Origin of the sequence: Rhodococcus sp. GA1 (genome assembly GCF_024321955.1) — a bacterium.
Lineage (GTDB): Bacteria > Actinomycetota > Actinomycetes > Mycobacteriales > Mycobacteriaceae > Rhodococcus > Rhodococcus pyridinivorans.
The window spans coordinates 1,603,692-1,623,158 of the sequence record NZ_CP097186.1 but is presented as its reverse complement, the minus strand read 5'-3'; the positions used below and the strand labels follow the sequence as shown (position 1 = coordinate 1,623,158).

Annotated in this window: 20 protein-coding genes and 2 pseudogenes; 14 read left to right on the top strand and 8 right to left on the bottom strand. The window is 68.2% G+C overall.

All coding sequences use genetic code 11. The features are described from left to right. Positions 1-18: 18 nt before the first annotated feature. The 6 genes from M3330_RS07515 (at position 19) to M3330_RS07490 (ending at position 4,697) form a co-directional block, all read left to right on the top strand. A complete protein-coding gene (locus M3330_RS07515; protein WP_138841780.1) occupies positions 19-825 on the top strand; it encodes an RNA methyltransferase in 807 nt (268 codons plus the stop codon). Further along, positions 822-1,094, top strand: a complete 273-nt coding sequence (locus M3330_RS07510) for a DUF2537 domain-containing protein (protein WP_138841782.1) — start codon at positions 822-824, stop codon at positions 1,092-1,094. The genes M3330_RS07515 and M3330_RS07510 overlap by 4 nt, the downstream gene beginning before the upstream one ends. A gap of 101 nt (positions 1,095-1,195) precedes the next feature. After that, positions 1,196-1,621, top strand: a complete 426-nt coding sequence (locus M3330_RS07505) for a hypothetical protein (RefSeq protein ID WP_255028133.1) — start codon at positions 1,196-1,198, stop codon at positions 1,619-1,621. 312 nt (positions 1,622-1,933) lie between these two features. Next, on the top strand, positions 1,934-2,350 hold the full coding sequence (locus M3330_RS07500; protein ID WP_019289925.1) for an SHOCT domain-containing protein: 417 nt from the start codon (positions 1,934-1,936) through the stop codon (positions 2,348-2,350). 210 nt (positions 2,351-2,560) lie between these two features. After that, on the top strand, positions 2,561-2,986 hold the full coding sequence (locus M3330_RS07495) for a hypothetical protein (RefSeq protein WP_039587697.1): 426 nt from the start codon (positions 2,561-2,563) through the stop codon (positions 2,984-2,986). Between the two features lie 127 nt (positions 2,987-3,113). After that, on the top strand, positions 3,114-4,697 hold the full coding sequence (locus tag M3330_RS07490) for an alpha/beta-hydrolase family protein (protein WP_255028128.1): 1,584 nt from the start codon (positions 3,114-3,116) through the stop codon (positions 4,695-4,697). A gap of 33 nt (positions 4,698-4,730) precedes the next feature. Here M3330_RS07490 and M3330_RS07485 read toward each other — a convergent pair whose 3' ends face one another. The 4 genes from M3330_RS07485 to M3330_RS07470 form a co-directional block, all read right to left on the bottom strand. Further along, the gene (locus M3330_RS07485) at positions 4,731-5,432 is read right to left on the bottom strand and encodes a hypothetical protein (RefSeq protein WP_039587548.1); all 702 of its coding nucleotides are present in this window, start codon (positions 5,430-5,432) and stop codon (positions 4,731-4,733) included. A 14-nt stretch (positions 5,433-5,446) separates the two neighbouring features. After that, the gene (sepH, locus tag M3330_RS07480; protein WP_024103094.1) at positions 5,447-6,316 is read right to left on the bottom strand and encodes a septation protein SepH; all 870 of its coding nucleotides are present in this window, start codon (positions 6,314-6,316) and stop codon (positions 5,447-5,449) included. Between the two features lie 220 nt (positions 6,317-6,536). Beyond that, positions 6,537-7,658, bottom strand: a complete 1,122-nt coding sequence (serC, locus tag M3330_RS07475; protein ID WP_006551659.1) for a phosphoserine transaminase — start codon at positions 7,656-7,658, stop codon at positions 6,537-6,539. Between the two features lie 104 nt (positions 7,659-7,762). After that, positions 7,763-8,890 (bottom strand): citrate synthase 2, encoded by a 1,128-nt coding sequence (locus M3330_RS07470; RefSeq protein WP_255028119.1) that lies wholly within the window; start codon positions 8,888-8,890, stop codon positions 7,763-7,765. A 184-nt stretch (positions 8,891-9,074) separates the two neighbouring features. Here M3330_RS07470 and pdxH point away from each other — a divergent pair, with 184 nt between their 5' ends. Both pdxH and M3330_RS07460 read left to right on the top strand, forming a co-directional pair. Next, on the top strand, positions 9,075-9,761 hold the full coding sequence (gene pdxH / locus M3330_RS07465; protein ID WP_193903845.1) for a pyridoxamine 5'-phosphate oxidase: 687 nt from the start codon (positions 9,075-9,077) through the stop codon (positions 9,759-9,761). Further along, positions 9,758-11,026 carry an MFS transporter gene (locus M3330_RS07460; protein WP_006551656.1) on the top strand — a complete coding sequence of 423 codons (1,269 nt, stop codon included), beginning with the start codon at positions 9,758-9,760 and terminating at the stop codon, positions 11,024-11,026. The genes pdxH and M3330_RS07460 overlap by 4 nt, the downstream gene beginning before the upstream one ends. Here the strand turns inward: M3330_RS07460 and M3330_RS07455 are convergent. Further along, positions 11,009-11,956: a serine hydrolase gene (locus tag M3330_RS07455; RefSeq protein ID WP_019289918.1), complete on the bottom strand. Its 948-nt coding sequence runs from the start codon at positions 11,954-11,956 to the stop codon at positions 11,009-11,011. The two genes, M3330_RS07460 and M3330_RS07455, sit on opposite strands and share 18 nt — an antisense overlap. After that, complete coding sequence (locus M3330_RS07450) at positions 11,953-12,828, bottom strand: LysR family transcriptional regulator (protein WP_039587545.1); 876 nt, start codon at positions 12,826-12,828, stop codon at positions 11,953-11,955. Before M3330_RS07450 ends, M3330_RS07455 begins: the two co-directional genes overlap by 4 nt. Positions 12,829-12,995: 167 nt before the next feature. Between M3330_RS07450 and M3330_RS07445 the strand changes: the two are divergent. From M3330_RS07445 to M3330_RS07425, 5 genes and pseudogenes are all read left to right on the top strand, one after another. After that, positions 12,996-13,556 (top strand): annotated as a pseudogene (locus M3330_RS07445) (serine hydrolase); the annotation flags it as partial. 109 nt (positions 13,557-13,665) lie between these two features. Continuing rightward, positions 13,666-13,974 (top strand): serine hydrolase, encoded by a 309-nt coding sequence (locus M3330_RS07440; protein WP_369683112.1) that lies wholly within the window; start codon positions 13,666-13,668, stop codon positions 13,972-13,974. Between the two features lie 271 nt (positions 13,975-14,245). Beyond that, positions 14,246-15,544 carry a citrate synthase gene (locus M3330_RS07435; RefSeq protein ID WP_006551650.1) on the top strand — a complete coding sequence of 433 codons (1,299 nt, stop codon included), beginning with the start codon at positions 14,246-14,248 and terminating at the stop codon, positions 15,542-15,544. A gap of 50 nt (positions 15,545-15,594) precedes the next feature. Continuing rightward, positions 15,595-15,945 (top strand): annotated as a pseudogene (locus M3330_RS07430) (FKBP-type peptidyl-prolyl cis-trans isomerase); the annotation flags it as partial. A 6-nt stretch (positions 15,946-15,951) separates the two neighbouring features. Next, positions 15,952-16,317 carry an FKBP-type peptidyl-prolyl cis-trans isomerase gene (locus tag M3330_RS07425; protein WP_039958015.1) on the top strand — a complete coding sequence of 122 codons (366 nt, stop codon included), beginning with the start codon at positions 15,952-15,954 and terminating at the stop codon, positions 16,315-16,317. Positions 16,318-16,387: 70 nt separating this feature from the next. Here the strand turns inward: M3330_RS07425 and M3330_RS07420 are convergent, their stop codons facing one another. Beyond that, positions 16,388-17,068, bottom strand: coding sequence for a TetR/AcrR family transcriptional regulator (locus M3330_RS07420; protein WP_255028107.1), 681 nt, complete (start codon positions 17,066-17,068; stop codon positions 16,388-16,390). A 104-nt stretch (positions 17,069-17,172) separates the two neighbouring features. Here M3330_RS07420 and M3330_RS07415 point away from each other — a divergent pair, with 104 nt between their 5' ends. Continuing rightward, positions 17,173-18,972 carry an acyl-CoA dehydrogenase gene (locus M3330_RS07415; protein ID WP_255028105.1) on the top strand — a complete coding sequence of 600 codons (1,800 nt, stop codon included), beginning with the start codon at positions 17,173-17,175 and terminating at the stop codon, positions 18,970-18,972. Here M3330_RS07415 and M3330_RS07410 read toward each other — a convergent pair. Further along, a complete protein-coding gene (locus M3330_RS07410) occupies positions 18,955-19,467 on the bottom strand; it encodes a hypothetical protein (protein ID WP_019289913.1) in 513 nt (170 codons plus the stop codon). The genes M3330_RS07415 and M3330_RS07410 overlap by 18 nt on opposite strands.

Below are 19,467 nucleotides of genomic sequence, written 5' to 3'. Positions count from 1 at the left end.
CGCTGGGAGAATGACCCGGTGGTTCACGTCATCGACATCGACGATCCTTCCGACCCCCGGGTGGACGACTTCCGCGATCTCAACTCCGCGGACCGTCGGCCCGACCTTCCCGGTGGCAAGGGTCTGGTGATCGCAGAGGGTGTGCTGGTGGTCCAGCGCATGCTCGACTCCCGGTTCGCTGCGACGAGCCTGCTCGGGGTGAGTCGGCGGCTGGACGAACTCGCCGACGACCTGCGTGACGTCGACGTGCCGTTCTACCGCACCGATGCGGCGACCATGGCGGAGGTCGTCGGCTTCCACCTCAACCGCGGGGTGCTCGCCGTCGCGCACCGGCCCGAACCGCTCTCGCTCGACGACGTCCTCGACAAGGCGACCACGGTCGCGGTGCTCGAAGGGGTCAACGACCACGAGAACATCGGCTCGATGTTCCGCAACGCCGCCGGGCTCGGCGTCGACGGTGTGCTCTTCGGGAAAGGATGCGCCGACCCTCTGTACCGGCGTGCGGTGCGCGTGTCGATGGGGCACGTCCTCCGTGTCCCCTTCGCGCACGTCGACCGGTGGCCGTACGACCTGGATCTGTTGCGCAGCAGAGGCTTCCAGCTGATCTCGCTGACCCCGGACCCACGGGCGATCCCGCTCGCCGAAGCGATGACGGGGGAGAAGGTCGCGCTGCTGCTCGGCGCCGAGGGCCCCGGCCTGACCGAACATGCGATGCGGGCGACCGACGTGCGCGCCCGGATTCCCATGGCTGTCGGCACGGATTCGCTGAACGTGGCCACCGCTGCGGCGATGGCGTTCTACGAGCGGGTGCGGCTTCCGCGATGAGCCGGGCTCGCGGCCCCGTGCCCACACCCTGGGCGACGGGGCTCACGCTGACGGCATTCTCCTTCGTCGCCACCGTCATCACCGTCGTCGCCTGCGGGCAGGTGCTCGGCCGGATCCATCCGGCCCTCGCCGTCGTCGTCAATGTCGTGACGGTCGCGGGAGTCGCGCCGACCGTGTGGTCGTGGCTCCGGGTGCAGGTACTGCGCTGGCTCGCCGCCGGTTTCCTGGCCGGTGTGCCGTTCGGCTGGCTCGCGCTGCTCGTGTCCTGAACGAGTTCTGGGTGCGATTGCCGGCGGAAAACCCCCAACCTCCATTGGAGAATTCCGACGAAGCGCACACTCGAGATGTCGGGTCATCCGGAAGGAGCATCATGTCACGCAATGTGCATGCCGAGCGGGAGGAAATGTCGGTCAAGCAGGGTCTCGCCGCGGGAACGTCGGTCGGTGCCGCAATCATCATGACCTTGATCGGTGCTCTGCAACTGTTGCAGGGAATTGCTGCGGTCGCCGAGGACGAAGTCTTCGTCGCCGGCCAGGAGTATCTGTTCACGTTCGATCTCACCACGTGGGGGTGGGTCCACATCGTTGTCGGTGTCGTGATGGTGATCGTGGGCATCGCGTTGATTTCCGGGGCGACATGGGCGCGCGTCTCCGCAATGGTCATCGCCGCGCTGTCGATCCTGATGAATTTCATGTGGCTTCCCTACTACCCAGGGTGGGCGCTTGCGATCATCGCCCTCGATGTAGTGGTCATCTGGGCGATCGCGACCTGGAACCCCCGCGCGGTGTACTCCTGACCGACTCGAGCCGGTGCCGAATCGCGCCGATTGCGCAAACCGATGTCCTCCACCCATGAACGGGCGTATGGTATATCCGGCCCTCCCCGATCAGAGGGACGGAGGTCGTCATGACTGAAGATGGACCTGCCGAAGCCCGAATCGGACAGTCGTCACGATTCGACGCCGGTATCGATGAGTGGACCGGGGGCCGCGAGTAGTGGCAGTGCCGTAGCGGCACACCGCAGGGGGAAGCAGGATTCGAGATCTTCATTCTCCGGTGGTTTCATGGGGGCATCGTCCCGCCATCGGTTCGGCCGAGGAGGTTCGGCTATGGATTCATTCTGGGACTACGTGTGGTACACCGTCGTCGTATTCGCCTTCGTGGCATACCTGATCGTCCTGTTCCAAATCATCGTCGACCTCTTCCGGGATCACTCCGTGTCCGGTTGGGTCAAAGCGATGTGGGTCATCGGTCTGGTGCTCCTTCCGTACCTGACAGCGCTGGTCTACCTGATCGTTCGCGGTCGGGGAATGGCTCTGCGGGCACAACAGGCCCAGGCCGAGGCGAAGCAGGCCACCGACGAATACATCCGGACCGTGGCGGTCGGGAAATCCCCGGCTCAACAGATCGCCGATGCCAAGGCCCTGCTCGACTCCGGTGCGATCACGCCCGCGGAGTACGAACACCTCAAGGCGCAGGCGCTCGGCAACGCCACGACCGGACGTGACGGCGTGCCCATCGCGTGAATCGTCGTCGCGGGGAGGGCGCTGCGGACGGAGTCCTCCCGTGGTCGGCTCGTGCGTTCGACGCCTCGTCGCGTCGAGGAGCCGGCGGTCGAAAGTGTAAGGGTGGCAGCATAACCCGCAGGCACCCTTGTTCCTGAGAATCGGACCGTGACCGTTCCTCGCGAGGATCGGCGCACGACCGATGTCTCCTTCGTACACGAGAGGATCGTCATGTCTCATGACGTACGTCCCGACAGGGACGGAATGAGTGTGAAACAGGGCATCGCCGCAGGCACCTCGATCGGGGCCGCGATCATCCTGGCAACGGTCGGCGTCGTCCAGCTCTTCCAGGGAATCGCCGCGGTGGCCGAGGACGAAGTCTTCGTGCGGGGCGTGGAGTACACGTTCAAGTTCGACTTCACCACGTGGGGATGGATCCACATCGTCCTCGGTGTCGTGATGCTGGTCGCCGGTCTCGCGTTGATGAGCGGCGCCACCTGGGCCCGTGTCACGGCGATCGTCCTCGCTGCGTTGTCGATCATCGCGAACTTCCTGTGGTTGCCGTACTACCCGTGGTGGTCGATCCTGATCATCGCGCTGGACGCGGTCGTGATCTGGGCGATCTCGACCTGGCAGCCACGCGCCGACTACTACTGACGCGACCGTGCAAGAAAACGGCCGCAACGTCCGGGGTGATCCGGGCGCGAACGTCGCGACCGAAGTTCCCCGATCGCGGGCACGGCGGTGGGCACTGCACCTCACACTTCCCGGGTGTTGGGGTGCAGTGCTTTTCGCGTGCCTGTCGTTCACCCCGTCGTTGCTTCCGCGCGGCGGGATCCTGCAGGGGATGATCTGCGGGATCACTGCCGCGATCGGATACGGCCTCGGCGTGCTCCTCGCGTTCGTGTGGCGCGCCTTCGCCGACCGGCCTCCTCGGTCTCCCAAGGCTGCGTCGTGGTGGATCTTCGGCGCCTGCGGGGCGGTCCTCTTCGCGGTCTTCTTCGGGCTCGGCCAGTACTGGCAGCACGAGATCCGTACTCTGATGGGGGTTTCCGAGTACAACCTGGCACTTGCGGTTCTCTCCCCGCTCGTCGCGGTCGTGATGTTCGCTGTGCTGCTGGCGATCGGACGTGGTATCCGCGCCCTGTACCACTGGGCGGCACGGACACTCGACCGGTGGATCGGGCAGCGGGCCGCGAACGTCGTGGGGTGGGTTCTCGTCGCGGGACTCGTGTACGCGATCGTCTCCGGAGTGCTCCTCGCCGGCTTCATCGACGCCGCCAATGCGGCGTTCTCGGCGCGGGACACGAGAACCGAGGAAGGTGTGCAGCAACCGACGACCGCACTCCGCTCCGGTGGAGCGGATTCGGTCGTTCCGTGGGATTCTCTCGGGTGGCAGGGGCGGATTTTCGTCGGGCAGGGGCCGACCACCGAACAACTCGGTGAGTTCACCGAAGGTCCTGCCCTCGAACCGATCCGGATCTACGCCGGCCTGGCATCGGCGGACGACACCGAGGATCGCGCGTCCCTCGCTGTCGAGGACCTCACCCGGGCAGGAGGATTCGGGCGGAGCAACCTGGTCGTCGTGACGACGACGGGGAGCGGCTGGGTGGACCCGGCCCTGGTGGACTCCGTCGAGTACCTCACCGGCGGCGACGTCGCGACGGTCGCGATCCAGTACTCCTATCTGCCCTCGTGGATCTCCTATCTCGTCGATCAGTCGAAGGCGCGGGAAGCCGGACGCGACCTGTTCGACGCGGTCTACGACGTCTGGTCGAAGCTTCCCCAGGACGCCCGCCCCCGACTGCTCGTGGCTGGGGAGAGCCTCGGTTCGTTCGGCGGGGAGACCGCCTTCAGCGGCGAGTACGACCTGCGCAATCGCACGTCGGGCACGGTCTTCGCCGGACCTCCGAACTTCAACGTCCTCTTCCGGGAGTTCAGCGATCGCCGGGAGGCCGGCAGCCCCGAGATCGAACCGGTCTTCCGGGACGGCCGCACGGTGCGGTTCACGAACGACCCACAGGCGGAGATCCCGCCGACGGACGAGCCGTGGGAGGGGAGTCGGGTGCTGTATCTGATGCACCCGTCGGACCCGATCGTCTGGTGGAGTCCGCACCTGATCACGAGTGAGCCGGACTGGATCGGCGAAGCCCCCGGCCGCGACGTGCTCGAGGACATGGTGTGGATCCCGTTCGTGACCTTCTGGCAGGTCACGGCCGATCTGCCCTTCTCCACGGGTGTCCCGGCCGGGCACGGCCACAAGTACAGCACCGAGTACGTCGACGCCTGGGCTCTCGTCCTGCAATCCCCGGAGATCACACCCGACGACATCGACGAGGTGAAATTCATTGTCGGAGCAGAGGAGTGACGAGTCCGACCGGGAGCGTCGCTCGACGGCACGTCAGTGCGCCGCGCGTCGCCGCCACCAGGAGGTCTTCGGTGCGGGGACGGAGATCTGCGGGACCGGGGTGCGCAGCGTGAAACTCCAGGTGTCGATGTTCCGCGGGTCGAGTTCGTCGTCGCGGCGCCCGACATAGCGGAACCCGAGCCACGCGCCGTGGGCCTCCTCGACGAGCTTGCGAGGGTGGAAGGGCAGGGACTCCGGGGGAGGGGGTACGTTCGGCGGCCAGCGGAGCGGATGCTCGCCCGCCCAGAACGGCCGCTCCCATACGAACGGGATTCCCTGGTCCTCGAAGAACTCGACGGTGTTCGCTCCGAAGCCGCGGCGCAGCCGGCCGCACTCCCACACGGCGAACGATCCCCACGCACCGGCCGGATCGGATGCCAGCAGGCACGTGCGTTCGGCGGCGGGCGTGCGCAACCACATCGTGGGCAGCTCCGAGGGGTGGCGTAGTGCGAATCGGGGGCTCGACACCACCGTCACACCGGGATAGCTACCGACCCGGAACTGTTCGGCGCCATCGTCCTCGCCGGTGCCCCCGGCGTCGGCGAGCGGTACCCGCGCGCCGGGATCGACCTGGAACTCCGGGAACAGACGCGACAGAAGTGCTCGCGCCGCATCGCGGTCCGGAGAGAACTCGCGCAGCACCGCTACGGGATCGGGTGCGTCGACGTACCAGAGCGTCGACACTGTCGCCGACATCGTCGACGACTTCCTCAGACGCGTCCGTTACTGCGCACACCGAGCAGCACGTCGTCCCACGAGGGGAGCGCGGGCTTGCCGCGCTTGTCCTTCGCGGGAGCCTGAGACGCGCGCGATGCATCGGCGTCGTCGGGCACCGTGACGGCGACGGTGGTCTCCTCGTCGGCGACCGGCTCCGGAGCCGGTTCATCGGAAGCGGGAGCCTCCAGCGCGATCGGGGCGTGACGGTCGGCGTTCTCCACCTCAGTGGAATCGTCGACGTCGCGCGCCGAGTAGACCGGGGTCAGGTAGCGCAGGGGACGGCCGCAATCGGGATCGACGAGATCGGCGGCAATGTCGTCGAGCGCGGTGATCGTGCCGCCGTGAGCGTCGGGCTGGTAGCGCCAATGCGCGCGGTTCGTGGAACGACCGGCGTGCCACCGCAACTGCGCGACCCAGAAGCCCTCGTCGTCGCGCCAGGCGTCCCACTCGGCTTCGTCGAGGCTGTGCCCGCGAGCACGGAAGGCCTGCGTGACGATCTCGTGGAGGGTCTCGACGGCGGGACCGTCGGGGCGGACGGGATGGCCTTTCTTGGCCATGTCGGCGGCCCGGGACCGCTCGAGCAGGACGGGATAGGCGAACCGTTCGACCTTGGCGACCGGGACGCCGGCCTCATCGGCCACCTGTTCGACCGAGGCGCCGCCGCGGATGCGGGCCTGGATCTCGCGAGGGCGGAGCTGGCTGGTCGTCTCGATCTGGATCTGGCCGAGACGGGCCAGATCTCCGCGAGCGGCCGCGCGCAGGGTGTCGTCGACGGGAATGCGGAACTTGTCCCCCGTCGTGGGATCGGCGAGCACCACATGCTTAGCATCGGGCTCGAGACCGACCACTCGAAGCTCTCGCACCTTGACCTCCTCGCGCCGATCGCGATTGACCCGCCCGACTGTAACCGACCTGGATATTTTTCGTGGCCGGACACGCCGCGCCACGCCGAGCGACATCGCAAGAAATCCGACGCGGCGCGTTATCGTCCAGGGTTCGCCGAAATGTCTCGATGCGAGGTCGAGACTATGACAACAACGGGGCCGGATCCGACATCGGACCCGGCCCCGCTGTGCGGCGTACTCAGAGCTGGGAGACGACCCAGTCGATGCACTTGGTCAGCTGCGTGACGTCCTCGGGATCGATGGCCGGGAACATACCGATGCGCAGCTGGTTGCGGCCGAGCTTGCGGTACGGCTCGGTGTCGACGATGCCGTTGGCCCGCAGGATCTTCGCGACTTTCGCCGCGTCGACGGAGTCGGCGAAGTCGACGGTGCCGACGACCTGCGAACGCAGCGACGGATCGGCGACGAACGGCGTCGCGTACTCGGAGGCCTCGGCCCACTCGTACAGGCGCGAGGACGAATCCTTCGTGCGCGCCACGGCCCAGTCGAGACCGCCGTTGCCGTTGAGCCACTCGATCTGGTTCGCGAACATCAGCAGGGTGGCCAGTGCCGGGGTGTTGTAGGTCTGGTCCTTGCTGCTGTTGTCGACGGCGATCGGCAGCGACAGGAACTCGGGGGTGAAGCGACCCGATTCCTTGATCTCGGCGACACGCTCGAGCGCTGCCGGGCTCATCAGCGCGATCCACAGGCCACCGTCGGCGGCGAAGCACTTCTGCGGGGCGAAGTAGTACACGTCGGTGTCGGAGATGTTCACCGGCAGGCCGCCGGCACCCGAGGTCGCGTCGATCGCGATCAGGGTGTTGTCGGAACCGGCGGGACGCTGCACCGGAACCGCGACACCCGTGGAGGTCTCGTTGTGCGCCCAGCCGATGAGGTCGGCCGATGCGTCGGCGACGATCTCCGGAGCCGAGCCCGGCTCCGAACCCACGACGATCGGATCGCCGATGAACGGGTTCTTCTTCGCGACCGTCGCGAACTTCGACGAGAACTCGCCGTAGGTGAAGTGCTGCGAGCGCTCCCGGATCAGACCGAAGGCCGCAGCGTCCCAGAAGGCGGTGGTGCCGCCGTTGCCGAGGACGACCTCGTAGCCCTCGGGCAGGGAGAACAGGTCGCGCAGACCCGAGCGGACACGGGCGACGACGTCCTTGACCGGCTTCTGCCGGTGGCTGGTGCCGAACACCGAAGCGCCGACATCGACCAGCGACTGCAGCTGCTCGGGACGAACCTTGGACGGGCCGCAGCCGAAGCGGCCGTCTGCGGGCTTGAGGTCGGCGGGAATGATCGGTGACGCGTCTGCCATCGGAATGCGTGTCCTAAGAGTCGAGGGACATGGTGCACAGGCAGTCTAGACCGCCCCCTCGGAACCCCCGCCGGGCGCTGGTCGGCCCGGCAGAGGAAGAGGCATCAGCGATGCGTGATCGAATCCCAGCCCGTGACCTCGGAGGCAGGGCGCGGATCGGGGCCGGTGTAGATCGCCGCGGGACGCACGAGCTTGCCCAGACGCTTCTGCTCGAGGATGTGGGCGCACCAGCCGGCGGTCCGTCCGCAGGTGAACATCGCGGGCATCATCGCCGCGGGGACCTCCGCGAAATCGAGGATCACCGCAGCCCAGAACTCGACGTTGGTCTCGATCGCCCGGTCGGGACGACGCTCGCGCAGCTCGGTGAGGGCGGCCTGCTCGAGCGCGGCCGCCGCCTCGAAGCGCGGAGCGTCGAGCCGCTGGGCGGTGCTGCGCAGCACCCGGGCGCGGGGGTCCTCGGCGCGGTAGACGCGGTGACCGAAGCCCATGAGCTTCTCCTTGCGGTCGAGGATGCCCTTGACCAGACCGCGCGGATCGCCGGTGCGTTCGGTCTCCTCGATCATCGGCAACACGCGCGCGGGGGCACCGCCGTGCAGAGGGCCCGACATCGCGCCGACCGCGCCGGAGAGCGAGGCGGCCGCGTCCGCGCCGGTCGAGGCGATGACCCGGGCAGTGAACGTCGAGGCGTTCATGCCGTGCTCGGCCGCCGACACCCAGTAGGCGTCGATCGCCTCGACGTGCTTGGGATCCGGGTCGCCCTTCCACCGCACCATGAAGCGCTCGGTGACGGTGCTCGCCTCGTCGATGCGCTGCTGCGGCACGGCGGGCTGGTAGATGCCGCGGGCGGACTGCGCCACATAGGACAGGGCCATCACCGCGGCGCGGGCGAGATTGTCGCGGGCGGTCGCATCGTCGATGTCGAGCAGCGGACGGAAGCCCCAGATGGGTGCGAGCATCGCCAGACCGGCCTGGACATCGACACGCACGTCGCCGGTGTGGATCGGCAGGGGGAACGGCTCGGCCGGGTGCAGACCGCGACCGAACTCGCCGTCGACGAGCAGGGCCCACACGTCGCCGAAGGTCACTCCCTTCTCGACGAGCTCTTCGATGTCGACCCCGCGATAGCGCAGTGCGCCACCGTCCTTGTCGGGCTCGGCGATGTCGCTCGTGAAGGCGACCACGCCTTCGAGTCCTGCGACGAAATCCTCGGGAACTGACGCGCGCGCTGCCATGACGGTTGGGCTCTCCTCGTTCGAGCACGGCCCGGTCCGAGCCGCGCTGCCGGTGGAATGAGGTCACCGTCAGGTGTGATCGGCGCCCCACTCGGGTCGTCGGGAAAACTGTAGCCCCCGTGGTCCGAGCGTCGCCGCCCGGATGCCGGGAGTACCGTCGTCGTTCGTGCCGTCCGATTTCCCGTTGCCGCGCCCCGAGGGTGACGACCTCGCGCGTATGCGTGTCGACTACAGCCCGGCAGGGCCGACCGACGAGTCCCCGGCCGACCGCGATCTCACCCCCGGCGATGTCGCCGAGGGCTGGCTTCCGCTGGTGCGTACGTGGTTTGCGAACGCGGTCGCCACCGCGGTGCCCGAGCCGAACGCGATGGTGCTCGCGACCGTCGACGAGCGCGGCCACCCGGCGACCCGCACCGTGCTGTGCAAGAAGATCGACGCCGACGGCCTGACCTTCTTCACCAACTTCGAGTCCGACAAGGGCCGCCATCTGGCCGGGCACCCCTACGCCTCGGCGACCTTCCTCTGGTTGCCCGTCTACCGGCAGGTGACCGTACGCGGGCCGGTCGTGCGCGTGCCAGACGAGGAGACCCTCGCGTACTGGCAGACGCGGCCGCGCGGATCCCGCCTGGGCGCATGGGCGTCGCAGCAGTCGCGTCCGGTGGCGGAGCGCGCCGATCTCGAGCACGCCCTCGTCGAGGCCGCCGAGCGCTACGAGGTCGACGACGACATCCCGGTGCCGCCGTTCTGGGGTGGATTCCGCATCGTGCCCGAGTCCGTCGAGTTCTGGCAGGGCCGGCCCAACCGGTTGCACAACCGGATCCGGACCCGCCTGGTGGACGGTCGCTGGATCGCCGAGCGTCTGCAACCGTGAGGCGCCTGCTCGCCGACACCACACCGCTGCGCAACAAGGACTACGCCCGGCTGTGGTGGGCCGGGATCGTCACCGTCATCGGTGCGCAGATGGCGGTCGTCGCCGTACCCCAGCAGATCTACGAGATCACCCGGAACTCCGCTTATGTGGGGTTGACCGGCGTGTTCGGGCTCGTGCCGCTCGTGGTGTTCGGCCTGTGGGGTGGAGCGCTCGCCGATGCGATGGACCGCCGGAAACTGCTCATCGTCACCTCCACCGGTCTCGGTGTCACGTCGCTGTTGTTGTGGGCGCAGGCCGCGATCGGTCTGAACAACGTGTGGGTACTGCTCTGTCTCTTCTCGGTGCAGCAGGCGTTCTTCGCCGTCAACCAGCCCACCCGGGCGGCGGTGATCCCGCGGTTGCTGCCGGTCGGGCAGATCGCGGCGGCCACCTCGCTGAACATGACGGTCGTGCAGTTCGGGGCGATCGCCGGTCCGTTGTTCGCCGGCGCTCTCATTCCCGTCGTGGGTCTGTCCACCCTCTACCTGCTGGACGCGATCTTCCTGCTCGCCACGCTGTGGGCGGTGGTCCGACTCCCGGCGATTCCGCCGCTCGGTGAGGTCACCAAGGCCGGATTGCGCGCGGTCTTCGACGGTTTCCGGTACCTGTCGGGCCAGAAGATCCTGCTGGCGTCGTTCGTCGTCGACATCGTCGCCATGGTGTTCGGGATGCCGCGCGCCCTGTTCCCGCAGATCGCCCACGAGTCGTTCGGCGATCCGGCGCAGGGCGGCTTCGCCCTCGGTCTGCTGTTCGCGGCCATGTCGGTCGGCGCGGTGATCGGCGGCGTCTTCTCCGGATGGCTGCCGCGGGTGCAGCGCCAGGGTCTCGCCGTGATCGTGTGCATCGTCCTGTGGGGCGTGGCGATGGTCGGCTTCGGTGTCGCGGTGTGGTGGGCCGAGCCCGACGGCAGCGGTCTGCTGCTGTGGGTCGCCCTGTTCTTCCTGGCGTTCGGCGGGGCGGTCGACATGGTGTCCGCGGCCTTCCGCTCGACGATGCTGCAGACCGTCGCCACCGACGAGATGCGTGGCCGCTTGCAGGGCGTGTTCATCGTCGTCGTCGCGGGCGGACCGCGCATCGGCGACGTGCTCCACGGCGCCGCCGCAGCGGCTGCAGGCACGGCCGTCGCGGCTGCCGGTGGCGGCGTCCTCGTCATCGTCGGCACGCTCGTGTGCGTCGTCGCCTTCCCGGCCTTCGTGCGCTACCGGGTCTCACGCACTCTCGGATGACGCGCCTGCGGAGTCGCACGGCAAGGGAGCACGCAACTCCGTGACGGCGATGCGCGCGGCCTCACCGATCGCTGCATCGACGACCGGCAGTACGGGATCCGCGCGGGCGGCGCGGGTGAACACCGCGACGGCGATCGGATACTCGCCGGGGAACTCGACGACCGCCACCTCGTTGCGGATGATGCCGATCGTGCCGGTCTTGCCGGCGATCGCGACCCCGCGATGCGGGAAGCCCGACGCGATGCGGTGCGGCCAGACCTGGGCGCGCATCACCTGCTGCGCGAAGGCGGTGCTCTCGGGCGAGAGCACCGAGCCCGACCACACGGCCTCGAGCAGCCGGGTCATCTCCTCCGGGATGGTCGCGCTCGTGTAGGCCGGGTCGTACGCCGAGACCGTCCAGGCCGCGTCGATGTCGGTGAGCGCCCGGAACGCCTCGACGGTGGTGCGGGTGTCCGTCTCCTCGACGAGGCGCTGATAGACGTCCGCCGTGCCACCGATGATCCGGGTCCGCGTGAGTCCGAGGCGCGCGAGGAGTTCCTCGACGGTGGTCGTGCCGATCTCGCCGAGCAGCACATCGGCCGCCGCGTTGTCGGACACCGTCATCATCGATGCGGCCACGTCGCGTCGGCTCATCGTCACCGGATCCCGGAAGCTCGCGATCCCGGTCGGGCCGGGGGTGCAGTCCGACGGCACGATCCGCAGCTGCCCGGATGCGTCGAGTCGGCCGGCGTCCACCTCCGCGCAGAACGCGAGGAACAGCGGAAGCTTGTACACCGACGCGAGGACCACGCGTTCGTCCCCGCGCACCGACAGCGTCGCCGCACGTGGATCCGAACACCGGCGGGCGTGCAGCCATCCCGTGCACCCGGCATCCGCGAACACCGCGCGGATCCGGTCGACCGCCGTGTCTCGCCGTTCCCCGCCTTTCACCGGACGCGTTCCTTGAACAGCACGCGGTCGAGGGCGTCGACGTGCGCACCGACGTCGGCGTCGGCACGTCGCACGATGCGCACCCGCAGGGCCAGCGCGGACGGAGCCCAGTCCAGCCAGGCCACGCCGGGCACCGAGCCGGGCGGTGAGGTCGACATCCCGAAGTGGGTACCGGCGGCCACGGCGGCGAGCACCGCGCGGTCGTCCGCCGCCGGGGTGGTCTCGACATCGAGTCCGCGTTCGCGCAGCAGATCCTGCGCCGCGTCGAAGGCCGCCGGGTTCCCCGTCCGCGGCGGCGCGGCGAACGTCAGGTCGGAGAGCATCGGCAGACGGGGCCGGTCGGAGCGGGCGCTGCGGTGGTCGGCCGGCACGACCAGCCATCGCCGGAGTTTGACCACCGGGCCGGCCTCGAGTCCTTCGGTCAGAGCCGGATGCTCGACGACGGCGAGATCGCACATGCCCGAGCGGACGGCGTCGACGAGTTCGACCGTGCTCGCGGAACGCGTCGCCACCGTCGCCTCACCGCGTCTGCTCAGAACGGTGACGCACAGGGTGACCAGGCGATCGGGTAGTACGCGGGTGGCACCCCAGTGCAGAAGACCCCGGGCGCGGGCGACGCGCCCGGCCTCGGCGAGGAAACGATCGGCGTCGTCGATGAGGAGACGAGCGCGGGGGAGCAGTTCCGCTCCGGCGGGCGTGAGGACCGCTCCCTGCCTGGTGCGATGCACGAGTTCGGAACCGAGATGCTGCTCGAGTTTCCGAAGTCCTTGTGACAGAGGAGGTTGCGTCATGTCGAGCACCGCCGCGGCCCGGCCGAAGTGTCCTTCCTCCGCGACGGTGACGAAGAACCGGAGGTGGCGGATCAGGTCCATGGCAGGGGATTCAATCAGCACGGGCGGACGATTCACCGACCCGGCGTGTCGCGCGGCCGGATCCCGTCCGTCGTCCCCGCCTCCAACAGCGGCGATAGTTCTTCCGACTCGTGCGGACGGCGGGTGGGTATTGGCGGGGCGACTCCCGTCGGTGGTGTCCTGTCGGCATGACTTCCACCGATTCACTTCTCCGGAAAAGATTGTCGCGCAGGGGTTTTCTCCACTCCGCCCTCGCCCTGTCCTCCGTCGCCGCCGCGGCGGCCTGCGGGTCGCCGGACGGTCCGGTCGCCAGGGGGCCGTCGACGACGGCCGATTCGGTACCCGGCACACATCTGCTCGCCGCCGGTGTCGACGAGCGTCTCCGGGAGATCGAGGACCGCTACGCCGTGCGGCTCGGTGTGGTCGCGCAGTCGCCGGTGACCGGGCGCGTCCACACCTATCGGGCCGACGAACGGTTCGCGATCTGTTCTCCGTTCAAGGTTTACGCCGCCGCCGCGATCCTGCGACTCGAGGCGGAAGGATCCCTCCGTCTCGACGAGACCCTCCCGATCGACCCGGAGGACATCGTCGTCAATTCGCCGGTGACCTCGGAACATCAGGGGCGCGTACTGCCGATCGACCGGCTGTGCGAGGCCGCGCTCACCCGCAGCGACAACACTGCCGGAAACCTGATGCTCCAACGGATCGGCGGACCCGGGGCCGTCACCGCCTTCGCCCGTTCCGTCGGGGACGAGACCACCCGGCTCGACCGCTGGGAACCCGAACTCAACGAGGCGGCACGGGGGCGACGAGCGCGACACCACCACCGCTGCCGGACTCGCTCGCGGCTTCCGGGAGGTGCTCCTCGGCGCGGGGTTGCCCGCGCCGCAACAGCGGACACTGCTCGGCTGGATGCGCGCCACCACCACCTCGGACACCCGGATCCGCGGGGGATTGCCGCCGGGATGGACATCGGCGGACAAGACGGGCGGGGGCAATCACGGGACGGTGAACGACGCCGGGGTGGTGTGGTCGCCGGACGGGCAACCGCTGCTGCTGGCGATCCTGTCGGACTCGACCACCGGCGACCCCGACGCACCCCTCGAGGGCGCGCCCGTCGCGGAGACCACCGCCGTGCTGGTCGACGCACTCTTCGCTGTGCCGTGAGTACAGTGTCCGGCGTGGGGCGCCGGATACGCGCAGATCCCCGCGTAACGACCTTGGTGAGACCCGGGTAGTATTGCCGCAGGTTATCGGCGTGTGCCGGCCTTGCGGCGCAGTCGCGGAGGGTGCGGGCGAGCGTTCGGAACCCACATGGACGACATACCGATCGGGGACTTTCGGCGGACCCTGCCGCAGCGCATACCCCGCGCTACGGCTAGGTTCTACGTGAATGTCCGGAAGTTTCTCGTAGGTCTGAGCTTGAGAGGGATCCTTCGTGCCCGCTGAGAATGACACCAACCCCACCCTCAGCTACCCCGGTGGCGAACACACGATGTCGATCGCCAAGGCGACGGAAGGCAATGACGGTATCGAGCTGGGCAAGCTCCTCGCGGCGACCGGGTACACCACCCTCGACCCGGGTTTCGTCAACACCGCCTCCACGAAGTCGGCGATCACGTACATCGACGGCGAGAAGGGCATTCTGCGGTACCGCGGATACCCGATCGAGCAGCTCGCCGAGAAGTCGACGTTCATCGAGGTCAGCTACCTGCTGATCTACGGTGAGCTGCCGACTGCGGAGCAGCTCGAGGTCTTCACCGACAAGATCCGCCGCCACACCCTCCTGCACGAGGATCTCAAGCGGTTCTTCGACGGCTTCCCGCGCAACGCGCACCCGATGCCCGTCGTGTCGAGCGCGGTCAACGCCCTGTCGGCGTACTACCCCGACTCCCTCGATCCGGACGACTCCGAGCAGGTCGAGCTGTCGACGATCCGTCTGCTCGCCAAGCTGCCGACCATCGCGGCCTACGCCTACAAGAAGTCGGTCGGTCAGCCCTTCCTCTACCCCGACAACTCGCTGTCGCTGGTCGAGAACTTCCTGCGCATGACCTTCGGCTTCCCGGCCGAGCCCTACGAGATCGATCCCGAGATCGCTCAGGCGCTCGACATGCTGCTCATCCTGCACGCCGATCACGAGCAGAACTGCTCGACGTCGACGGTGCGCCTCGTCGGTTCCTCGGACGCGAATCTCTTCACGTCCATCTCGGGCGGCATCAACGCACTGTGGGGCCCGCTGCACGGCGGCGCCAACCAGGCCGTGCTCGAGATGCTCGACGGCATCCACAAGTCCGACGGCGACGTCAAGGACTTCGTCCGCAAGGTCAAGAACAAGGAAGACGGCGTGAAGCTCATGGGCTTCGGGCACCGCGTCTACCGCAACTACGACCCGCGGGCCGCGATCGTCAAGAAGACCGCCGACCGCATCCTCAAGAAGCTCGGTGCGGGCGACGAACTGCTCGAGATCGCCATGAAGCTCGAAGAGGCCGCCCTCACGGACGACTACTTCATCGAGCGCAAGCTGTACCCGAACGTCGACTTCTACACGGGCCTGATCTACCGTGCGATGGGCTTCCCGGACCGCATGTTCACCGTGCTGTTCGCCCTGGGTCGCCTGCCCGGCTGGATCGCGCACTGGCGTGAGATGCACTCGGACCCGACCCTGAAGATCGGCCGTCCGCGTCAGATCTACACCGGTTACACCGAGCGCCCGTACACGTCCCTCGAGGAGCGCTGAACCCTCGGAGCGACCGGAAAGATCGACCGAATCCCGACGAGGAGACACGCATGACAAAGCCTGAAATCGAGTTCCAGGAGGGTCCCGCCCCCACCCAGTTGGTCATCAAGGACCTGGTGGTCGGCGAAGGTGCCGAAGCGGAGCCCGGATCGAAGGTCGAAGTCCACTACGTCGGGGTCGAGTTCGATACCGGTGAAGAGTTCGACTCGTCGTGGAGCCGTGGTGAGTCCATCACCTTCCCGCTGTCCGGTCTGATCGCCGGCTGGCAGGAGGGCATCCCGGGTATGAAGGTCGGCGGCCGTCGCCAGCTGACCATCCCGCCGGAGCTCGCCTACGGTCCCGCCGGGTCGGGCCACCGCCTGTCGGGCAAGACGCTCGTGTTCATCATCGACCTGCTCGCCGTGCAGGTGCCGCCGGAGGTTCCGACGGTCGAGCCGGCGACCGGCCCGGCGCCCGCCGATCTCGTCATCGAGGACATCACCATCGGTGACGGCGACGAAGCGCAGCCCGGCGGCGTGGTCGACGTGCACTACCACGGCGTGGAGTACGACACCAACGATGTGTTCGACTCGTCGTTCGCTCGCGGCGATTCCGTCCGCTTCCCGCTCGGACGACTGATCCCGGGCTGGCAGGAAGGCATTCCGGGCATGCGCGTCGGTGGACGCCGCAAGCTCACGGTGCCCCCGCAGCTCGCGTACGGACCGGCCGGTTCCGGGCATCCGCTCGGAGGCAAGACGCTGGTCTTCGTAATCGATCTGCTCGGCGTCGGATAGCCGGACCCGCAACGACATCCGAGGCCCGCAACACCGGTGAGACCACCGGGGTTGCGGGCCTCGTCTTCGTTCAGTTACGGGGCGCCCCGAGCATCGACAATGCGAGGCCGACGTAGTTGCGGGCCAGATCGTCGACGTCCACGCGGCCGGGCCGGTACCAGCGGGCGACGTCGATCCCCAGCGACAGGATCGCCAGTGCTGCGGTGGGCACGTCGCCGACCCGGAACGCGCCGATGTCGACCCCCGAGGTGATGACCTCACGGACCACCGCGTCGGTGCGCCTGCGGATCTCCGCGATCTCGCGGTAGTGCTCCTCCGACAGCGCATGCAGTTCGTACTGCGCGACCCGGCAGGTGGTGTGGTGCACGGCGTGGATCCGCACGAAACGGTCGACGATGGCGCGGATCCGCTCGATCGGGTCGGTGGAACTCGTGGCGGCGCTCTCGACCTCCTCGAGGACGTGGAGGTGCCCGTTGCGGCCGGCCTCGAAGAGCACGGCCTCCTTGGACGGGAAGTGCACATAGAGCGCTGCGGGGCTCAATCCTGCGCCGACGGAGATGTCTCGGGTGGTGGTCGCGTGGTAGCCGCGGCGTGCGAAGGACTCCACCGCGGAGGCGACCAGCCGGCGCGCGACCTCGGATCCACCGCTCGGGAGCGCTGCGACAAGAGAGGCGTCGGGGGTCTGCTCGGGTGTGTCGGTCACGGGGTCCGTCCTGCGGGTCGCGGAGAAGGCGTCGTTGACATCATGCACCGTCGTTGGTCTACTGAGTGAGCGCTTAGTTCGTTCTGCTGAGTTCGTTCTGCTGAGTTCGCTCCTGCTACGGCCGATATCCGAGTCGCCCGAAAGGATCCTCGATGCCTTCTCCAGTCCTGTCCCGCCGCGACCTGGACTTCCTCCTGTACGACTGGCTCGACATCGAGTCCCTCACCGCTCGCGACCGCTTCGCCGAGCATTCACGGGAGACCTTCGACGCCGTACTCGACCTGAGCGCCGACATCGCCACCAAGCACTTCGCTACCCACAACAAGAAGGGCGACGCTCAGGAGCCTCGCATCGGCGAGGACGGTCGCGTCGAGATCATCCCCGAGGTCAAGGACGCGCTCGACCTGTTCTGCAAGGCGGGACTACTCGCCGGCGGGTTCGACGAGGAGCACGGCGGCATGCAACTGCCGGTCGCCGTGCAACGTGCCTCGATGGCGTGGTTCCAGGCCGCGAACGCCGGCACCTCGGCGTATCCCTTCCTCACCGCAGCCAACGCGAACCTGCTGGTCACCCACGGCAGCGACGAGCAGATCGAGATGTTCGTGCCGCCGATGCTCGAGGGCCGCTTCTTCGGCACCATGTGCCTGTCCGAACCGCAGGCCGGTTCGTCGCTCGCCGACATCACCACCAGGGCCGTGCCCGCCGCCGACGGCACCTACCGGCTGACCGGCACCAAGATGTGGATCTCCGGCGGCGACCACGAACTCACCGAGAACATCGTCCACCTCGTCCTCGCCAAGATCCCCGGCGGGCCGGACGGGGTGAAGGGCATCTCGCTGTTCATCGTCCCGAAATTCCTCGTCGAGGCCGACGGCACGCTCGGCGAACGCAACGACGTCGCGCTCGTCGGCCTCAACCACAAGATGGGCAACCGCGGCACCACCAACACCCTGCTCAACTTCGGCGAGGGCGTCCACACCCCCGGCGGCGAGGCCGGTGCGGTCGGCTACCTGCTCGGTGAGCCGCACGAGGGCCTGTCGTACATGTTCCACATGATGAACGAGGCCCGGATCGGCGTCGGCTTCCTCGCCACCTCCCTCGGCTACGCCGGGTACCTGCAGTCGCTCGACTACGCCCGTACCCGCACGCAGGGCCGGCCGCTCGGCGCCAAGGATCCGGCCTCGCCGCAGGTGCCGCTCGTCGAACACGCCGATGTGCGACGAATGTTGTTGGCGCAGAAGTCCTATGTCGAAGGCGCTCTCGCGCTGGGGTTGTACTGCTCGAAGCTCGTCGACGTGCAGCGCACCGCCGAGAGCGACGACGAGCGCACCCGCGCCGGTCTGCTGCTGGACCTGCTCACGCCCATCGCGAAGTCCTGGCCGTCGCAGTGGTGCCTCGAAGCCAACAGCCTCGCGATCCAGGTGCTCGGCGGCTACGGCTACACTCGCGAGTTCGACGTCGAGCAGTTCTACCGCGACAACCGACTCAACCCCATTCACGAAGGCACGCACGGCATCCAGGGCCTCGACCTACTCGGCCGCAAGGTGATCATGCAGGGCGGTGCCGCTCTCGCGCTGCTCGGCGAAGCGGTGGGCGAGACGATCGCGCGGGCGACGCAGGCCGGGGGCGACGCCGCCGCCTACGCCCAGCAGTTGGGCGCGGCCGTGGCGCGCGTCGCGGAGACGACCGCGACGCTGTGGTCCACCGGCGATCCCGCTGTGGCCCTGGCCAACTCGTCGGTCTACCTCGAAGCCATCGGGCACGTGGTGGTGGCGTGGATGTGGCTCGAGCAGCTTCTCGCGGTGGGCGACCGCGAGGGCGACTTCTTCGACGGGAAGCGCGCCGCCGCACGGTATTTCTTCCGTTTCGAACTGCCCAGGACCGGTCCGCAGTTCGATCTGCTCGCAAGCCTCGACCGCACGACCCTCGACGTGTCACCGTCGGTTCTGTAACGACACCTTCCAGGTGACCGTCACCGACCCGCCGACCGGTAGCGCATGCCACCGGTCGGCGTAGTCGTCGAAGGTGTCGACGATCCGGTCGACCACCGGGGTGACATCGTGCGCGGACACATATGCCGGAAGGCCCGACGCCAGGCCGCGTCGCGCCTCCCAGACGGGAACGGCGATGCGCGCCAGTGTCTCCGACCTGATCATGTCGGCCTCCGCGCGCGGCGGCATCGCATGCTTCTTCGAGCGCCGACGCCGACCCGCTCTGGTCCGCTCCGCATTGTCGACGGGCCAGAACATGCCGTTGTCGCCCGCGGCCAGCTGCCCGAAGACACCGAGTTCGATACCCGCCTCGTTCTCGACCAGCAGGTGCACGAGGTCGTGGGGGAGATAGGGGTGACCGCCCGGGCCGTTGCGCGGAGCGAGCTCCGGACCGATGTCGCGGTGCACCGCGATCTCGTACCCGATCCCGGGACCCTTCGTGAAGACGACGCGCAT